We start from the raw sequence: 17,533 nt of genomic DNA, 5'->3' as shown, positions 1-17,533 counted from the left end.
TAAAACCGTCATTCTCTTCAAGAAATCTTTACCTGCCTTTAACTATTGAGACGAATCCGATCGACTCAAAATCCTGGCATGCCTACTATTAAGACACGGTTATAAATCAACATCTTGATTTATAAGCATGGAAATCCCCTGAGTGAAACAACGAATTGCTGTGTGTAGTCTTTGCCCATCTCCCACGATGGGCTTTTTTTTATCCTTTTTACGCCAGTGTAATGTCACAGCGACTAAGCATCCGCCAATCCCCCGCCAGTACCCGCGTCTCTCCGCTTACCTGCACGTTCACCACCTCGCGAATATCCGCCGAGGACGCGCCAACCTGTAGCTCAAACTCCCCTGGCTCGACAATTCGCTTTCCGTCCCGGCGGGTGAAATTAAACATCTCCACCGGCAGGGTAAAGGTCAGCGTGGCGGTTTCTCCCGGTGAAAGCGTCACGCGCTGGAACGCTTTCAGCTCCTGAAGCGGACACACCTGCGTGGCGACCTTATCGCGTACGTACACCTGTACCACTTCGCTGCCGCTGCGCTCGCCGGTGTTGGTGATATCGACGCTTAACGCCACCTCTCCGTCGATCGGGACGCGGCTTTCAGCCAGGCGGGCCGCGCCCCAGCGAAACTGCGTCCAGCCGAGACCGTAACCGAACGGGTAAAGTGCGCCGAAATGGAACGCAAACGGCGTGCCGCCGCTTTTCAGCTTGTGGTTATAGTAGTACGGCATCGCCCCGGCGTTTTTCGGCACGCTCACTACCAGCCTGCCCTGCGGCTCCGCGCGGCCGGTTAAGACATCTGCAATCGCCCAGCCCCCTTCCTGCCCCGGCGCCCAGGCCATCATCAGCGCGGCCACCTTCTCTTCCAGCCCCTGAAGGTTATAAGGACGCCCGCCCGTCATGACGACAATCACCGGCTTACCGGTTGCCACCAGCGCCTCCAGCAGCTGTTGCTGCACGCCTGGCAGATCCAGCGAGTCGGTATCAGATCCTTCCCCCACGGTGCCGCTCTGGAACAGCCCGGCAAGGTCGCCCACGCAGGCCACCACCACGTCACTCTCTTTTGCCGCGCTCACGGCGTCGGGGATCAGATCCATACGTTGTGAAACCGGCGATTGCTGCATCGGTTTACCGCCGCTGTCGCCCGGAAATACCGGCGCCCCCGCCATCCGTTTTTCGATAATGTGGCACCCTTTCGCGTAACGAACCTGCGATGCGCCAAGATACTGCTCCAGCGCCGCGCGCGGCGTCGTTACCTGTGAGGTCTCTTCAACCATATCGCTGATGATCAGGTGAACCGGGAAGCTGTAGCCGCTCAGCAGCGCCAGCGGATCGTCAGCCGTCGGCCCCACCACCGCTACACGGGGTTTTCCGCCGAGAGGTAATATGCCGTTGTTTTCCAGCAGCGTGATCGATTTTGTTGCCACCTCGCGCGCCACCTGCCGGGTCGCCTCACTCTGCAAATCGATGCCGTCTTCGTCGGCGTACGGTTTTTCAAACAGCCCGAGACGGAATTTTTCACTTAGCACGCGCGCCACAATCTCATCCACTTTCGCCATTGAGATAAGCCCACGCTCTACCGCTTCCGCCAGATGACGCGCGCAGTCATCCTTCGGCAATTCCACGTCCAGCCCGGCGTTAAACGCCAGCGCCGCCGATTCCGCTGGATCGTGAGAAATTCCGTGGTGCTGGTGCAGCAGGCTGACGCCGCCGTAATCCGCCACGATAATGCCGTCGAAGCCCCACTGTTCACGCAGCACGGTAGTGAGCATGAAATGGTCGCTGTGCCCTGGCTGATTATCAATGTCGTGATAGGCTGGCATCACCGAACCGGCGTTGGCCAGCTTCACCGCCATCTCAAACGGCAGCAGGAAGGTATCGTTTAGCTCGCTGAAACCGAGATGGACCGGCGCATGGTTGCGCGCCCCTTCGCTGAAGGAGTGGCCGACGTAATGTTTCAGGGTCGCCAGCAGATCGCGCTTATCGCCCTGCAACCCCTTCACGTACGCCGTCGCCATCACCCCTACCAGCCACGGATCTTCCCCAAATGTCTCTTCCGTCCGTCCCCAGCGCACATCGCGCGAGACATCCAGCACCGGGGCCAGCCCCTGCTGGCAACCGACGGATCGGGCCTCTTTACCAATCTGCTCCGCCGCGCGCTGCACCAGCGCCGGGTCCCAGGTGGAACCGTAGTTCAGCGACGACGGGAACAGGGTTGCATCTTTGCACAGCAGCCCCACCAGACACTCCTCATGAAACAGCGCCGGAATGCCGAGCCGGGTCTCCTCCATCATCATGCGTTGCAGGCGGTTGGCGGCACACACGCCGGTTTTTGCATTAACAATGTGCGTGCCGAGCGGACGGGTGATCTGCCCGACGCCGAGCTTCAGCCTTTCGTTGAGGGACGCCTGTTCGCTCACGCCAGCGAATTCATCGCTCAGATCGCTGCGCTCGCGGTGGTTGCCGTGTTCATCGAGGATCAGCCAGTACGCGTGCATCTGGGCAAATTTCTCTTCCGGCGTCATACGCGCCAGTAAATCAGCGACACGCTCGTGTACGGGACGTCCCGCGTCCTTGTAGATCGCAGTCATGGTTTACTCCTGTAGTGCGGATTGGGTTGCCGGGCTGAGCTGCCCCGCATCGTTTCGACTATCGCGTTTGCTGGCCAGCTCGCGGGCGATGCTGTCCACCAGCCGGCTGTTAAGTTTGTAGATGGCAAGGAGCGCCACCATGCAGAGGAACAGCGCGCAGGGGATCAGGGTGAACAGGGCATTGATGGTTGCAAGAACATGAGGCGCCTGGTTTGCCTGACCCGGAGCGTAATCCACCATGCCAAGCACCCAACCGACCACCGCCCCACCCAGCGCCAGCCCAAACTTGATGGCAAACAGGGCTGTAGAAAAGACCAGCCCGTCCAGGCGGCGGCCGCTACGGTGTTCTTCGTAGTCCACCACATCGGAGAACATGGTCCATTGCAGCGGCGTGGTCAGGTTCTGAATAAAGCTAAACACAATATTCAGACCGAATATCAGCCACACCTGCGAAGGCGGAATGAAGAAAATCAGCGCACCAAAAATAACGAAAGAAATAATGGTCCACTGATAGGCACGCACCCGGTCAAATTTCCCCAGCAGGCGTTCAGATAATAATGCGCCGCTTAAGGAGGCCACCATGCCGGAAACAATAAAGGCAAAAACCAGTTCCGGACGTAACAGAACATAGTTAACGTAATACATGGTCGCAGAGCCACGCGTCACGACGGCGGTTAACAGTAAAATATTAAACAGAAAAACAATTCGCCACTGGCTATTGGCGGCCAGCAGTTTTAAATCCGTCAGCATCGAACCGGAGGTGTCATTGCGCGGCGAGTAACGCTCCCGGGTCATAAAGAAGCAGCAGAAGAATAAAACAATGCCCAGCAGCCCCATCAGGCTCATGGCATAGAAATAGCCTTTTTGCACATTCCCCTGGCCTAATAATGAGACCAGCGGCAGCGCGATGACGGTTACAATCAACCCGCCGATAAACGACAGGCCAAAGCGCCAGGATTGCAGCGAGTGGCGTTCGCGCGGGTCGAGCGTCAGCGCGCCGGGCATGGCACAGTAAGGGACGTTAATCGCAGAATAGATCAGACTCAGGATGGCATAGGTTACGCAGGCATAGACAATTTTTGCCGTCTGCCCGGCATCCGGTACGTAGAAGGTAATCAGGCAGCTCACGCCAAACGGAATGGCAAACCAGAGCAGCCAGGGACGAAAACGACCGTGGCGGGTCTGAGTGCGGTCCACCAGCGCGCCAATGCACGGGTCGACAAACGCATCGACCACGCGCACCACTAAAAACATGGTGCCCATAATGGCGGCAGGCAAACCGAATACGTCCGTATAGAAATAAGCGAGAAATAACGTTGCCGTTTGCCAGACCAGCGCGCTGGCCATATCGCCGAGGCCATAACCTATTTTATCTTTGGTACGTAATACAGAGGAGATTGTCATTGTTATTTGCCTTTTTATCAGGTTAAAACGTATTTCAACCAGTCGCGCATCATCCCGACGGATGTACGCGGTAAGGCTCAAGTATTAGCAACGCCCTGCCCGCTAACAATTGTCTAAATTAACAGATAAATTATGATATTTGGTTTTTTGCTTTATTTGTGATGGTGAGCATATTCGCAGGAAAATAAAAAAGGCGAGGACAGATATCCTCGCCTTTTTCAGATTATGCAGGTTTTACTTGTTCAGCTCTGCCAGGCTCAGCCAGGTCTGCACCACGGTGTCCGGGTTCAGGGAGAGGCTATCAATTCCCTCGTCCATCAGCCAGGCCGCAAAGTCTTCATGGTCAGAAGGACCCTGGCCGCAAATCCCGACATATTTACCCTGTTTCTTCGCCGCGCGGATGGCCATGGAGAGCAGCGCTTTCACCGCCTCGTTACGCTCATCGAACAGCTCAGAGACAACGCCGGAGTCGCGGTCCAGGCCGAGCGCCAGCTGCGTCATGTCATTCGAGCCAATGGAGAAGCCGTCGAAGTGCTCCAGGAACTGCTCTGCCAGCAGGGCGTTGGACGGAATTTCACACATCATGATGATCTTCAGCCCGTTCTCGCCGCGCTTCAGCCCCTGACGCGCCAGCTCATCTACCACCGCCTTCGCCTGATCCACGGTACGGACGAACGGGATCATGATTTCCACGTTGGTCAGCCCCATGTCGTTGCGCACGCGTTTTACCGCCTCGCACTCCAGCGCGAAGCAGTCGCGGAAGCTTTCCGACACGTAGCGTCCGGCGCCACGGAAGCCCAGCATCGGGTTCTCTTCTTCCGGCTCGTAGCGTTCGCCGCCCACCAGGTTGGCGTATTCGTTCGACTTAAAGTCCGACAGACGCACGATCACGCGTTTCGGGTAGAAGGCCGCGCCGAGCGTGGCGATCCCTTCCGTCAGACGACCAACATAGAACTCTCTCGGCGAGTCGTAACCTTTCATCATCTCGCGGATTTCGTTTTGCAGTTTTGCGTCCTGGTCGTCGAACTCCAGCAGCGCACGCGGGTGCACCCCGATCATACGGTTAATAATAAATTCCAGACGCGCCAGGCCCACGCCTTCGTTCGGCAGGCAGGCGAAGTCAAACGCGCGGTCCGGGTTGCCGACGTTCATCATGATCTTCAGCGGCAGATCCGGCATGGTATCCACGCTGGAGCTTTTCACGCTGAAGTCGAGGATATCAGCATACACGTAACCGGTATCGCCTTCGGCACAGGAGACCGTCACGTTCTGGTCGTCCTTCATGCGTTCGGTCGCGTCACCACAGCCGACTACCGCCGGGATCCCCAGCTCACGGGCAATGATTGCCGCGTGACAGGTACGGCCACCGCGGTTGGTGACGATGGCAGCCGCTTTTTTCATGATCGGTTCCCAGTCCGGGTCGGTCATGTCGGTCACCAGCACGTCGCCTGGCTGAATGCGGTTCATCTCGCTAATGTCGTGGATCACTTTCACCGGACCGGCACCGATGCGGTGGCCGATTGCGCGGCCTTCCGCGACAATTTTGCCCTGCGCGTGCAGGGTGTAGCGCTCCATGACCTGACCGCGTGAACGGACGGTTTCCGGACGCGCCTGCACGATAAACAGCTTGCCGGTGTGTCCGTCTTTGGCCCACTCGATGTCCATCGGACGGCCATAGTGTTTTTCAATCTGCACCGCCTGCTTCGCCAGCTCTTCCACTTCGGCGTCGGTCAGGGAGAAGCGATCCCGCTGCTCCTGCGGCACATCTTCAATGGTGACCTGCTTGCCATGTTCTTGCGTCGGGGCATAGATCATGCGGATTTTTTTCGAGCCCATGGTGCGGCGTACCACTGCCGGACGGTTAGCCGCCAGCGTAGGCTTGTGCACATAGAATTCGTCAGGGTTCACCGCCCCCTGCACCACCATCTCGCCCAGACCCCATGCGGAGGTGATAAACACCACCTGGTCGAAGCCGGATTCAGTGTCGATAGAGAACATCACGCCGGAAGAGCCCACGTCGGAGCGCACCATGCGCTGTACGCCTGCGGAGAGCGCGACGCCGCGGTGGTCATAGCCCTGATGGACGCGATAGGAGATGGCGCGGTCGTTGAACAGGGAAGCAAACACATGCTTCACCGCCACCAGTACCGCCTCGTAACCCTGGACGTTGAGGAAGGTTTCCTGCTGCCCGGCGAAAGAGGCATCCGGCATATCTTCTGCGGTAGCGGAAGAGCGCACGGCAAAGGAGGCCTGCGCGTCGTCAGCGGAGAGCTGGTTGTAGGCGTCATGGATGGCTTTATCCAGTTCCGGCTGGAAAGGTGTGTCGATAATCCACTGGCGGATTTGCGCGCCGGCTTTGGCAAGCTCGGTGACATCATCAATATCCGTTTTATCCAGCAGGTCGTAAATGCGCTGGTTTACACCGCTCTGGTCTAAAAACAGGTTAAACGCATCGGCGGTTGTGGCAAACCCGTTAGGTACGGAGACACCCATACCGGACAGATTTGTAATCATTTCACCCAGGGAGGCATTTTTGCCCCCAACTCTGTCTACATCATTCATGCCGAGTTGGTTATACCAAAGCACCAGCGGTGACGAGCCATTGTTGGACATCGAAACAATCCTTTTGTGATATTTGATCGGAGTAAGAAACACCTGACTACGTATTTATACTGGCATATTTATTTCCGCTAAAAAAACGGTGAATCGTGTAAGCAATTTAAATTTTCAACTTTTCGGACAGTTTCCCGCCATTCGCTAACCCGATGATTCCTATAGATTCCGGCAAAAACCTTAGAAATAAAGCCGCTAATCGAAAAATGAAATCCACTTTTCAGGAAAATCAAAAACACCATTTCATTTTAAATTCAGATAAGTTCTTTGCTGTGAAATTAACTTTTTTAATTTATGCTTTCAGGCAATTACGTACGCTATTCAGGGTGGATAAAATGGATAATGCTGTCGATCGCCACGTTTTTTATATTTCTGATGGGACGGCGATTACCGCCGAGGTGCTGGGACACGCGGTGATGTCGCAGTTTCCGGTATCGATAAACAGCATCACGCTGCCGTTCGTGGAAAATGAGAGCCGGGCCAAAGCGGTCAAGGATCAGATCGACGCCATTTACCAGCAGACCGGCGTTCGTCCGCTGGTGTTCTATTCCATTGTGATCCCTGAGATCCGCAATATCATTCTGCAAAGCGAGGGCTTCTGTCAGGACATCGTGCAGGCGCTGGTTGCCCCCTTGCAAAGCGAGCTGAAGCTCGATCCGACGCCGATCGCCCACCGTACCCACGGGCTGAACCCCGGTAACCTGACCAAATACGATGCGCGTATTGCCGCTATTGACTACACCCTGGCGCACGACGACGGGATCTCGCTGCGCAATCTCGACCAGGCGCAGGTGATTTTGCTCGGCGTGTCGCGCTGCGGTAAAACTCCCACCAGCCTATACCTGGCAATGCAGTTTGGCATTCGCGCCGCCAACTACCCCTTTATTGCCGATGATATGGATAACCTGGTGCTGCCCGCCGCGCTCAAGCCGCTCCAGCATAAGCTGTTTGGGCTGACCATCAACCCGGAACGACTGGCGGCGATCCGCGAAGAACGTCGCGAGAACAGCCGCTACGCCTCGATGCGTCAGTGCCGAATGGAAGTCTCTGAAGTCGAAGCGCTGTACCGGAAAAATCAAATTCCCTGGCTGAACAGTACCAACTATTCAGTAGAAGAAATTGCCACCAAGATCCTCGATATCATGGGGCTAAATCGCCGCATGTACTAATATGCTAGTACATTAATCCAGTTTCAGTTATTATCATGCCATCCTCGGGGCGACGTGCCCCGAACTTGAAATCAGCAGGGATTGGTTTAAGGTGATGCCCATCACTTCCCGGTAGTCTGCCGATGAAGCAAAAAATTTCTGAGACATTCCATGAACAAAACCGACGAACTGCGCACCGCGCGCATTGATAGCCTGGTCACACCGGCTGAACTGGCCCGGCTGCATCCCGTTTCCGCCGAGGTGGCGGACCATGTGACGGCCTCCCGTCGCCGCATCGAAAAAATTCTCAATGGTGAAGACAAACGTCTTCTGGTGGTGATTGGCCCCTGCTCCATCCACGACCTGGACGCGGCAATGGATTATGCACAACGCCTTCAGACGCTGCGCGGCACGTATCAGGATCGCCTGGAGATCGTGATGCGTACCTACTTTGAAAAGCCGCGTACCGTCGTGGGCTGGAAAGGATTGATTTCCGATCCGGATCTGAACGGTAGCTACCGGGTGAATCACGGTATTGCGCTGGCGCGCAAGCTGCTGTTACAGGTTAACAAGCTGGGCGTGCCGACTGCCACCGAATTTCTGGATATGGTGACCGGACAGTTTATTGCCGACCTCATAAGCTGGGGCGCGATTGGCGCGCGTACCACCGAAAGTCAGATCCACCGTGAAATGGCGTCGGCGCTCTCCTGTCCGGTGGGCTTCAAAAACGGAACGGACGGTAATACCCGAATTGCCGTAGATGCCATCCGCGCCTCACGCGCCAGCCATATGTTCCTCTCCCCGGATAAAAACGGCCAGATGACCATCTACCAGACCAGCGGCAACCCGTTCGGACATATCATTATGCGTGGCGGTAAAAAACCGAATTACCATGCAGAAGATATTGCCGCCGCTTGCGAAACGCTGGCGGAATTTGACCTGCCCGAGCATCTGGTGGTGGATTTCAGCCACGGCAATTGTCAGAAACAGCACCGCCGCCAGCTGGACGTCTGCGAGGAAGTTTGCCAGCAGATCCGCAGCGGCTCGACCGCCATTGCAGGAATTATGGCGGAGAGCTTTATCAAAGAAGGCACGCAGAAGATCGTCGCCGGACAGCAAATGGTCTACGGCCAGTCAATCACCGACCCGTGCCTGAGCTGGGAAGACAGCGAACGGCTGCTGGAGATGCTGGCGTCTGCGGTAGATTCGCGCTTCTAACCCCTTGCCGAGTGGCGGCTTTGCCTTACCCGGCCTACGATTCGTGCCCTTCTCCCTCTCCCCGTGGGAGAGGGTCGGGGTGAGGGCGTCAGACCGCATCTCTCCCCCAAATTTGATCCCGTCACACAATTTTCACAAAAACGCTTGCTGTGAATTTGCAGTTTATTGATAATGATTATCATTGTTACATTGATTGTTATTTATAAACATTATGTCACCGACCGATAACAGCGCGGCAACGCCAACAAAAACACACACAGCGCCGTCCCCTGCTCCCACCGATCGCCGAATCGACAGTAAAAGCCTGTTGGGTGAGGAGGGACGGGTCATTATCGAGCATGACGGCCAGCACTACCTGCTGCGCCAGACCAATGCCGGAAAACTGATCCTGACTAAATAAACCAGACAACACATTCGCCAGCCACCCAGGTGATCCCCAGGCAGCCAGCGCTTTTCAATTCTTATGGAGAGTTGCTATGCCACACCTGCAATCCGCGTCTTTACGCCCGTCTCTTCTGGCGCTGGCGATTGTCAGCACCCTGCCGGGCGTTACGGTTGCCGCTGCAGACGAGATCACCGTCACCGCCACCGGCAATGCCCGCAGCGCCTTTGAAGCCCCCATGATGGTGAGCGTGATTGACGCCACCGCGCCGGAAAACCAGACCGCCAGCTCCGCTGCCGACCTGCTGCGCAAGGTGCCCGGTCTGACGCTGGACGGCACCGGGCGCACCAACGGTCAGGACGTTAACCTCCGTGGCTATGACCGCCGTGGCGTGCTGGTGCTGGTGGATGGCGTGCGCCAGGGCACCGATACCGGACACCTGAACAGCACGTTCCTCGATCCGGCGCTGATCAAACGTATCGAAGTGGTGCGCGGCCCTTCCGCCTTGCTGTACGGCAGCGGCGCGCTGGGCGGCGTAATTTCGTATGACACCGTCGACGCCAGCGATCTGCTGGATGCAGGTAAAAACAGCGGCTATCGCGTATTTGCTACCGGTGCAACGGGCGATCACAGCATCGGGATGGGCGCCAGCGCCTATGGCCGCACCGATACCCTGGACGGTGTGGTCTCCTGGTCCAGCCGCGATCGCGGCGACATTCGCCAGAGTGACGGCGCGAGGGCGCCAAACGACGAATCCATCAACAATATGCTGGCGAAAGGCAGCTGGAAAATCGATCCGGCGCAGACGCTGAGCGGCTCTCTGCGCTACTACAATAACGACGCGCAGGAGCCGAAAAATCCGCAGACCACGGATGCCAGCAGCAGTAACCCGATGACCGATCGTTCCACCATTCAGCGCGATGCCCAGCTTGGCTACCGCATTGCGCCAGCCGGAAACAACTGGCTGAACGCCGATGCGAAAATTTACTGGTCCGAAGCGCGGATCAACGCCCAGAACATCGACGCCAGCGGCGAGTTCCGTAAGCAGACCACCAAAGGCGGCAAAGTCGAAAACCGCACCCGCCTGTTCAGCGACTCCTTCGCCTCGCACCTGCTGACCTACGGCGGGGAATACTATCGTCAGGAGCAACACCCTGGCGGCGCGACCACCGGCTTCCCGGACGCTAAAATCGACTTCAGCTCCGGCTGGTTGCAGGATGAGATTACCCTGCGCGACCTGCCGGTAACGCTTCTCGGCGGGACGCGTTACGACAACTACCGCGGCAGCAGCAGCGGTTACGATGACGTGGATGCGGATAAGTGGTCATCACGCGCCGGGTTAACCGTGAGTCCAGCCGACTGGCTGATGCTGTTCGGCTCTTACGCCCAGGCCTTCCGCGCGCCAACGATGGGCGAGATGTATAACGACTCGAAGCACTTCTCTATCGGCAGCTTCTACACCAACTACTGGGTGCCGAACCCGAACCTGCGTCCGGAAACTAACGAAACCCAGGAGTTCGGTTTTGGGCTACGTTTTGACGACCTGCTGCTCGCCAACGACGCGCTGGAGTTCAAAGCCAGCTACTTCGACACCAAAGCGAAAGATTACATCTCCACTACCGTCGATTTTGCGGCGGCCACCACCATGTCCTATAACGTACCAAATGCCAAAATCTGGGGCTGGGACATGATGGCGACCTACGCGACCAGTCTGTTCAACCTGGACGTGGCCTACAACCGCACGCGCGGGAAAGATACCGACACGGGCGAATACATCTCCAGCATCAACCCGGACACCGTCACCAGCAAGCTGGATATCCCGGTGGCGCAAAGCGGATTCTCCGTGGGCTGGATCGGCTCCTTCGTCGAACGTTCAACGCACATCAGCAGCAGCTACAGCGAGCAGCCTGGCTACGCAGTGAATGATTTCTACGTCAGCTATAAAGGTCAGCAGCAGTTCAAAGGCATCACCACCACCCTCGTGCTGGGGAACGCCTTCGACAAAGCCTACTGGTCACCTCAGGGCATCCCGCAGGATGGCCGCAACGGCAAGATCTTCGTCAGTTATCAATGGTAATTCCCTTCGGGGCAACGATTCAGAAGGATAAGATTATGGGTCACTACACACGCTGGCTTGAGCTTAAAGAAGAACATCCGGGTAAGTACGCCCGTGATATCGCCGGATTAATGCACATCAGCGAAGCAGAGCTGGCATTTGCGCGTGTTGGACACGACGCCTGGCGGCTGCGCGGTGAAATCCGTGAGATTCTGGCGGCGCTGGAGTCGGTGGGGGAAACCAAATGCATCTGCCGTAACGAATACGCCGTTCATGAACAGATCGGAGCGTTTACTAACCAGCACCTCGGCGGCCACGCCGGGCTGGTGCTAAATCCGCGTGCGCTGGATCTGCGTTTGTTCCTCAACCAGTGGGCGAGCGCGTTTCACATAAGTGAAACGACCTCCCGCGGCGAACGTCAGAGCATTCAGTTCTTCGATCATCAGGGCGACGCTTTACTTAAGGTCTACACCACGGATCACACCGACGTTGCCGCCTGGGGCGACGTGCTGACCCGTTTTATCATTGCCGATAACCCCGCTCTGGCGCTAAAGGCTGTCGAGTCCCCTGCGCATTCCGACGGTGCTGATGCAGGCTCGGTGGAGAAAGAGTGGCGCGCCATGACCGACGTGCATCAGTTCTTTAGCTTACTGAAGCGCCATAACCTGAGCCGCCAGCAGGCGTTTCGTCTGGTGAGTGACGATCTGGCCTGTAAGGTGGATAACAGCGCGCTGGCACAGCTGCTGGAGACGGCGCGACAGGACAGAAACGAAATCATGATCTTCGTCGGCAACCGCGGCTGCGTGCAGATTTTCACCGGTGTGGTGGAAAAACTGACGCCCATGAAAGGCTGGCTGAACATCTTCAACCCAACCTTTACCCTGCATCTGCTGGAGGAGACTATCGCCGAGACGTGGGTAACGCGTAAACCTACGGCGGACGGACACGTTACCAGCCTGGAGCTGTTTGCTGCGGATGGCACTCAGATCGCCCAGCTCTATGGGCAGCGTACCGAAGGCGAGCCTGAGCAGAGCCAGTGGCGTCGCCAGATTGACGCCCTGACGCCGGAAGGGCTGGCGGCATGAAAAACTGGTTTGCCCTGCTCTGTGCCCTGCCGCTGGTCGCCGTCGCCGCGCCGGAGAGAATTGTCGCCCTCGGCGGCGATGTGACGGAGATCGTCTACGCCCTCGGCGCGGAGTCTTCTCTGGTTGCGCGCGACAGTACCAGCCAGTGGCCGCAGGCGACAAACGCGCTGCCTGACGTGGGGTATCTTCGCCAGCTGAATGCGGAGGGGATTTTGTCCGTACGCCCGACGCTGGTGCTGGCAAGCGACCAGGCGCAGCCCTCTCTGGCGCTGAAGCAGGTTGAACAGAGCCACGTCCGGGTGGTTACCGTTCCCGGCACGCCTGACCTGCGCGCGATTGACGAAAAAGTACGGGTGATAGCTCAGGCGACGCATCATGAGGCGCAAGGGGAAACCCTGCGCAACTCGCTGCGTCAGGCGCTGGCGGCACTGCCCTCAACACCGCTCAACAAGCGGGTGCTGTTTATCCTCAGCCACGGCGGAATGACCGCAATGGCGGCCGGGCAACAGACCGGTGCGGATGCGGCAATACGCGCCGCCGGGTTGCAGAACGCCATGCAGGGCTTTACCCGCTATCAGCCGCTTTCCCAGGAGGGGGTGATGGCCAGCCAGCCGGATCTGGTGGTGATTTCGCAGGAGGGCCTTAACGCGCTGGGCGGCGAAGAAAATCTGTGGAAACTGCCCGGTCTGGCGCAAACGCCAGCGGGACGAAGCAAGCAGGTGCTGGCTATTGATGACATGGCCCTGCTGGGCTTCAGCGTCCGCACGCCGAAAGCCATACAACAGCTGCGTGCCAGAGCGGAGCAACTGCCCTGATGTCCCGGCGCATCACGTTATCGTTATGGCTTCTGGCGGGGTCGCTTATCGTCATGACGATCATGGCTACCGGTTTTGGGGCGTTACGCCTGCCGGTGAACGTGCTGTGGAGCGGCAGCGATGAGACGCTACGCCAGATCTGGCTCACCATCCGTCTGCCCCGCGTGCTGCTGGCGCTGGTGATTGGCGGGTCGCTGGCGCTCGCCGGCTGCGTCATGCAGGGGCTGTTCCGCAATTCGCTTGCCGACCCGGGCCTGCTCGGGATCAGCAGCGGTGCGGCGCTGGCCGTCGCCCTGTGGGTGGTGCTCCCGCTTGCGCTGCCCGCGCTGGTGATGCTTTACGCCCCTATGCTGGCGGCATTTTTTGGAGCGCTGGCAGCCACAGGCGTGATCTTCCTGCTCAGCAAGCAGCATGACACCTCTCTGTCACGTCTGTTGCTGGTGGGTATCGCCATCAATGCCCTGTGCGGTGCGGCAGTAGGTGTGCTTTCGTGGGTCAGCAATGACGCCCAGCTGCGTCAGCTTTCACTCTGGGGAATGGGAAGTCTTGGTCAGGCGCAGTGGTCCACGCTGCTCGCCGTGACCTCGCTGATGGTGCCTGCCGCTCTGGCGATCTGGCGCTGTGCCAGTGCGTTAAATTTACTGCAACTGGGTGAAGAGGAAGCGCATTACCTTGGCGTGGACGTTGCCCTTGTACAGCGAATATTACTGTTATGCAGCGCCCTGCTGGTCGCTGCGGCTGTCGCCGTCAGCGGCGTGATTGGCTTTGTCGGACTCGTGGTGCCGCACCTGATGCGCATGTGGTTGGGCGCCGATCACCGGGCAACCCTCCCCGGCACGGTACTCGCGGGCGCTTTACTGCTGCTGGTGGCGGATACGGTCGCGCGCACCCTGGTCGCCCCGGCAGAAATGCCGGTCGGCCTGCTCACCAGTATCCTTGGCGCTCCCTGGTTCTTATGGCTCATTTTTCGTCGTGGAGAACAGCATGGCTGAACGTTATACGGCTGAAAATCTGACTTTTACCCGGTCTGGCCGCACGCTGACAGATAACGTTTCGGTGTCACTGTCGCAGGGAGAGCTGGTTACATTGATCGGCCCCAACGGCGCGGGGAAATCCACGCTGCTGCGGCTGCTGACCGGCTATCTGAAACCCGACAGCGGAGGCTGTTCGCTGGCGGGAAAAGCGCTGGATGAATGGCATCCGCAGGTGCTGTCGCGCTATCGGGCGGTGATGCGCCAGCAATCTCAGCCTGAATTTGACTGGCAGGTGGAGGAGATCGTTGGAATGGGGCGTGCGCCCTGGACGCGTCACCCGGAACCGTCAATTGTGCGTGAGGTGTTGCAGCTGACCGGTTGCCTGCCGCTGGCCGGCAGGCGCTATCATGCCCTCTCGGGGGGCGAGCAACAGCGCGTCCAGCTCGCCCGCGCGCTGGCGCAGCTGTGGCGTGACGGAACGCCACGCGGCTGGCTGTTTCTCGACGAACCCTCTTCCGCGCTGGATCTCTACCACCAGCAGCATCTGCTGCGCCTGTTGAAATCGCTGACCCGTCAGGGCCATCTTCACGCCTGCGTGGTGCTGCACGATCTCAATCTTGCCGCATTATGGTCGGACCGGATCCTGCTGTTACACAACGGCAGGATTGTTTCTCAGGGCATACCGGAGAAGGTTTTGCAGGCCGACGCGCTGGCACGCTGGTACGGTGCGCAGGTGCACGTCGGCAGACATCCGGCGCACGCCGCGCCGCAGGTTTTTCTCGCCCCTTAGCTTGAGCAGCTCACTTCCAGCCGCTTGCCCCAGTCCGGCGGGCGGCTGACATAGTCATCCTCCCGGTCGGCAAACGGCGTGCGCAGGGCGATATGTAGCCGATGCAGCTCGGTATAGTCCCCCTGCTCTGCCTGCTCAATGGCCCGCTGCGCCAGCCAGTTGCCCAATACCATCGCCGGGTTAACCGCCTTCATCCGCGCCTGGCGGGTATCGTCATCAATTTGTTCCTGCTGTAAACGCGCCCGGTAAGCGGCAAACCAGTCATCAAACGCCTGTCGATCGACGAACTCGTCGCGCAGCGGTGACGCGGCGCTCTGCTGCGCTGTCTGACTCAGCATACGGAAGGTTCGGGTATAGTCGCTGCCTTCACGCGCCATGATGGCAAACAGCCCATTCAGCAGCGCGTTATCGCCTTTTTCCTGCGTCATCAGCCCCAGCCTGGTGCGCATTAACACACCGTATTCCCGCAGCAGGACCTCCTGATAGCTGTCCAGCGCATCGTTCAGGGCATCAACGTCGATAAACGGCGACAGGCTTTGTGCAAGCCGCTGAAGGTTCCACAGCCCCACCGCAGGCTGGTTGTCGAAACGGTAACGCCCCTGATAGTCCGAATGGTTACAGATGTAACCCGGCTGATAGTCATCAAGGAAGCCGTACGGACCGTAGTCAAACGTCAGCCCTAACAGGGACATGTTGTCGGTGTTCATCACCCCGTGGGCAAAGCCGACGGCCTGCCAGCGGGCAATCATTGCGGCGGTGCGCGCAACAATATCACGGAACCAGAGAACATAGCGGTCCGGCTCGTTTTGCAGGTGCGGCCAGTGACGACGAAGAGCGTAATCGGCAAGCTGGCGGACTTTATCCGGCTCACGGCGATAGTAGAAGTGTTCAAAATGACCGAAACGCAGATGGCTTTCCGCCACGCGGACCAGCATCGCTCCCTGCTCCATCGTTTCGCGGGCCACCGGCGTGTCGCTGGTGACAATGGACAGCGCACGTGAGGTAGGGATCCCCAGAGCGTGCATCGCCTCGGAAGCCAGACCTTCACGTATGGTTGAACGCAGCACCGCGCGGCCATCTCCCATGCGTGAGTATGGGGTTAGCCCTGCCCCTTTCAGGTGCCAGTCGAGCGTTTCGCCATTCGGCAGAACTTGTTCACCCAGCAGGATACCGCGGCCATCGCCGAGCTGTCCCGCCCAGACGCCAAACTGATGTCCGCTGTAGACCTGAGCCAGCGGCTTCATGCCCGGAAGCAGCGTTTCGCCGCCCCAGACGCCGGCGCCTTTTTCTGGCTGAAAAAGCGTCGAAGGGATGCCAAGCGAATCCGCTAATGCATCGTTATGCCAGATAAGACGCGCGTTTTGTAAAGGCGTTGGCTTAAGCGCGGTGTAAAAGCCGGGTAATTCATCGTGCCAGTGAGCAGTAAAAGACAGGGTCATAAGTCCTCCTGCTTTAAGTGTAGAGGGTTTCCCTGGACGTAAACACGGGCGAAGAAAGGGGTTATTGCTGTACGAGAGTCGTGACCCGCTCTGCCGGGACGGCAGGCCACAGGCTTCCCTGCATTGCACCAAAATTGAATGGCAGCACGCGTTGTAAGATGCCGTGATCGTCAATTCCCGAGACCATGACCGACTGACAGTGCGGCGCGATCTGCCAGAGAATAGCGCGCATAAAAGGCTCAAACGAGAGTGCCGAGACACGCTGCTGGATAAAGTTTTTATCCAGAACCACCCGTTTGAACAGACCATCATAAACCGGCTTAAGGGACGCAGCCCCTGCACCGAAGTTAGCCAGCACTAAGGGGAAATGGATCGCCATTCTTGCCAGACAGGGATCGTCTTTCCCGTTATTTAAACCTGGATAGTTCTCATTAACAGTAAACTCAAGAAACGGATATCGTTCAAGGATTGAAACAGCGTTCTCATTAGTTAATAAAAACTCAACAATTGCAGGTGTAATATTGATCCATGCAATTAACTGATGCTGAATAAAAAATAGCTTACAGGTATCGAGTAATTGTAGTTTCTCCTGAAACAGCGCTAATTCATCTTCCTGAGAAAGATGGGGGATAACCAGTTCAGTCGGGATCCGTACGTCCGCACCCACGCCAGTAAAGTTAACCAAAATCTCTAAACCTTTAAGCAAACCTGCACTATCACGCGCCGGAAGGAGTAAAAGTTCAGACTGGTAAGCATTATCTAGCGTAATAATCATCGCGCTTGTCCTGCATTAAAGATGAGAGAGAACATCTCTGGAGCAATTGCAGGCACAATTCCACTGTCTTGATTTTAATAAGATTAATTTCATTCTTTCCGTATTAATTTTCAGATTTTTCCCTGAATCTTAATTAATTTTATCCTGGTTATTGAATAATAGCCAGTTTTAGATAAAACAGGCACATGCGGACATAAATAATTGGGCAAAAAATTTAACTTTAATCAACCCGCAAGAAAAGCCTGACGTC

13 protein-coding genes and 1 other RNA gene are annotated in these 17,533 nt (G+C 57.3%); 9 read left to right on the top strand and 5 right to left on the bottom strand.

The window, feature by feature from the left end:
* Positions 1 to 95: 95 nt before the first annotated feature.
* Positions 96 to 203: antisense sRNA RprA (gene rprA, locus O1724_RS10140), an RNA gene on the top strand.
* Between the two features lie 5 nt (positions 204 to 208).
* On the opposite strand, the gene O1724_RS10135 is transcribed toward rprA, so the two are convergent.
* The 3 genes from O1724_RS10135 to ppsA all read right to left on the bottom strand — a co-directional run bounded on the left by O1724_RS10135 (position 209) and on the right by ppsA (position 6,601).
* A complete protein-coding gene (locus tag O1724_RS10135) occupies positions 209 to 2,584 on the bottom strand; it encodes a glycoside hydrolase family 3 N-terminal domain-containing protein (RefSeq protein ID WP_214595363.1) in 2,376 nt (791 codons plus the stop codon).
* 3 nt (positions 2,585 to 2,587) lie between these two features.
* On the bottom strand, positions 2,588 to 3,988 hold the full coding sequence (locus O1724_RS10130) for an MFS transporter (RefSeq protein WP_003857776.1): 1,401 nt from the start codon (positions 3,986 to 3,988) through the stop codon (positions 2,588 to 2,590).
* Positions 3,989 to 4,222: 234 nt separating this feature from the next.
* Entirely contained in the window at positions 4,223 to 6,601 is a 2,379-nt protein-coding gene (gene ppsA, locus O1724_RS10125; RefSeq protein ID WP_126296627.1) for a phosphoenolpyruvate synthase, read from the bottom strand.
* A 335-nt stretch (positions 6,602 to 6,936) separates the two neighbouring features.
* On the opposite strand from ppsA, the gene ppsR reads away from it, so the two are divergent.
* From ppsR to O1724_RS10085, 8 genes are all read left to right on the top strand, one after another.
* Positions 6,937 to 7,770, top strand: a complete 834-nt coding sequence (gene ppsR / locus O1724_RS10120; protein WP_017384644.1) for a posphoenolpyruvate synthetase regulatory kinase/phosphorylase PpsR — start codon at positions 6,937 to 6,939, stop codon at positions 7,768 to 7,770.
* Positions 7,771 to 7,920: 150 nt separating this feature from the next.
* Positions 7,921 to 8,967 (top strand): 3-deoxy-7-phosphoheptulonate synthase AroH, encoded by a 1,047-nt coding sequence (gene aroH / locus O1724_RS10115; RefSeq protein WP_003857781.1) that lies wholly within the window; start codon positions 7,921 to 7,923, stop codon positions 8,965 to 8,967.
* 211 nt (positions 8,968 to 9,178) lie between these two features.
* Entirely contained in the window at positions 9,179 to 9,367 is a 189-nt protein-coding gene (gene hemP / locus O1724_RS10110) for a hemin uptake protein HemP (protein ID WP_015570723.1), read from the top strand.
* 76 nt (positions 9,368 to 9,443) lie between these two features.
* On the top strand, positions 9,444 to 11,426 hold the full coding sequence (locus O1724_RS10105) for a TonB-dependent hemoglobin/transferrin/lactoferrin family receptor (protein ID WP_479983970.1): 1,983 nt from the start codon (positions 9,444 to 9,446) through the stop codon (positions 11,424 to 11,426).
* Positions 11,427 to 11,461: 35 nt separating this feature from the next.
* On the top strand, positions 11,462 to 12,490 hold the full coding sequence (chuS, locus tag O1724_RS10100; protein ID WP_023315933.1) for a hematinate-forming heme oxygenase ChuS: 1,029 nt from the start codon (positions 11,462 to 11,464) through the stop codon (positions 12,488 to 12,490).
* The gene (locus O1724_RS10095) at positions 12,487 to 13,305 is read left to right on the top strand and encodes a heme/hemin ABC transporter substrate-binding protein (RefSeq protein WP_003857788.1); all 819 of its coding nucleotides are present in this window, start codon (positions 12,487 to 12,489) and stop codon (positions 13,303 to 13,305) included. Before chuS ends, O1724_RS10095 begins: the two co-directional genes overlap by 4 nt.
* Complete coding sequence (locus O1724_RS10090; RefSeq protein ID WP_032658176.1) at positions 13,305 to 14,297, top strand: FecCD family ABC transporter permease; 993 nt, start codon at positions 13,305 to 13,307, stop codon at positions 14,295 to 14,297. The genes O1724_RS10095 and O1724_RS10090 overlap by 1 nt, the downstream gene beginning before the upstream one ends.
* A complete protein-coding gene (locus O1724_RS10085) occupies positions 14,290 to 15,069 on the top strand; it encodes a heme ABC transporter ATP-binding protein (protein ID WP_126296630.1) in 780 nt (259 codons plus the stop codon). The genes O1724_RS10090 and O1724_RS10085 overlap by 8 nt, the downstream gene beginning before the upstream one ends.
* Here the strand turns inward: O1724_RS10085 and selO are convergent.
* On the bottom strand, positions 15,066 to 16,508 hold the full coding sequence (gene selO, locus O1724_RS10080; RefSeq protein ID WP_126296631.1) for a protein adenylyltransferase SelO: 1,443 nt from the start codon (positions 16,506 to 16,508) through the stop codon (positions 15,066 to 15,068). The genes O1724_RS10085 and selO overlap by 4 nt on opposite strands.
* Positions 16,509 to 16,569: 61 nt before the next feature.
* Positions 16,570 to 17,283 (bottom strand): EAL domain-containing protein, encoded by a 714-nt coding sequence (locus O1724_RS10075; RefSeq protein WP_003857794.1) that lies wholly within the window; start codon positions 17,281 to 17,283, stop codon positions 16,570 to 16,572.
* Positions 17,284 to 17,533: the final 250 nt, after the last annotated feature.

Source organism: Enterobacter cloacae complex sp. HYC074_NIDB (genome assembly GCF_056673345.1).
The sequence above is the reverse complement of the archived record's forward strand: the minus strand, read 5'-3'. Positions and strand labels throughout refer to the sequence as shown.

What these genes read in the sequence shown, in the direction of transcription:
- O1724_RS10075 (WP_003857794.1), bottom strand. Translation starts at nt 17,283, where the DNA reads ATGATTATTACGCTAGATAATGCTTACCAGTCTGAACTTTTACTCCTT.
- ppsA (WP_126296627.1), bottom strand. Translation starts at nt 6,601, where the DNA reads ATGTCCAACAATGGCTCGTCACCGCTGGTGCTTTGGTATAACCAACTC.
- O1724_RS10090 (WP_032658176.1), top strand. Translation starts at nt 13,305, where the DNA reads ATGTCCCGGCGCATCACGTTATCGTTATGGCTTCTGGCGGGGTCGCTT.
- O1724_RS10105 (WP_479983970.1), top strand. Translation starts at nt 9,444, where the DNA reads ATGCCACACCTGCAATCCGCGTCTTTACGCCCGTCTCTTCTGGCGCTG.
- O1724_RS10095 (WP_003857788.1), top strand. Translation starts at nt 12,487, where the DNA reads ATGAAAAACTGGTTTGCCCTGCTCTGTGCCCTGCCGCTGGTCGCCGTC.
- hemP (WP_015570723.1), top strand. Translation starts at nt 9,179, where the DNA reads ATGTCACCGACCGATAACAGCGCGGCAACGCCAACAAAAACACACACA.
- selO (WP_126296631.1), bottom strand. Translation starts at nt 16,508, where the DNA reads ATGACCCTGTCTTTTACTGCTCACTGGCACGATGAATTACCCGGCTTT.
- chuS (WP_023315933.1), top strand. Translation starts at nt 11,462, where the DNA reads ATGGGTCACTACACACGCTGGCTTGAGCTTAAAGAAGAACATCCGGGT.
- O1724_RS10085 (WP_126296630.1), top strand. Translation starts at nt 14,290, where the DNA reads ATGGCTGAACGTTATACGGCTGAAAATCTGACTTTTACCCGGTCTGGC.
- O1724_RS10135 (WP_214595363.1), bottom strand. Translation starts at nt 2,584, where the DNA reads ATGACTGCGATCTACAAGGACGCGGGACGTCCCGTACACGAGCGTGTC.
- ppsR (WP_017384644.1), top strand. Translation starts at nt 6,937, where the DNA reads ATGGATAATGCTGTCGATCGCCACGTTTTTTATATTTCTGATGGGACG.
- aroH (WP_003857781.1), top strand. Translation starts at nt 7,921, where the DNA reads ATGAACAAAACCGACGAACTGCGCACCGCGCGCATTGATAGCCTGGTC.
- O1724_RS10130 (WP_003857776.1), bottom strand. Translation starts at nt 3,988, where the DNA reads ATGACAATCTCCTCTGTATTACGTACCAAAGATAAAATAGGTTATGGC.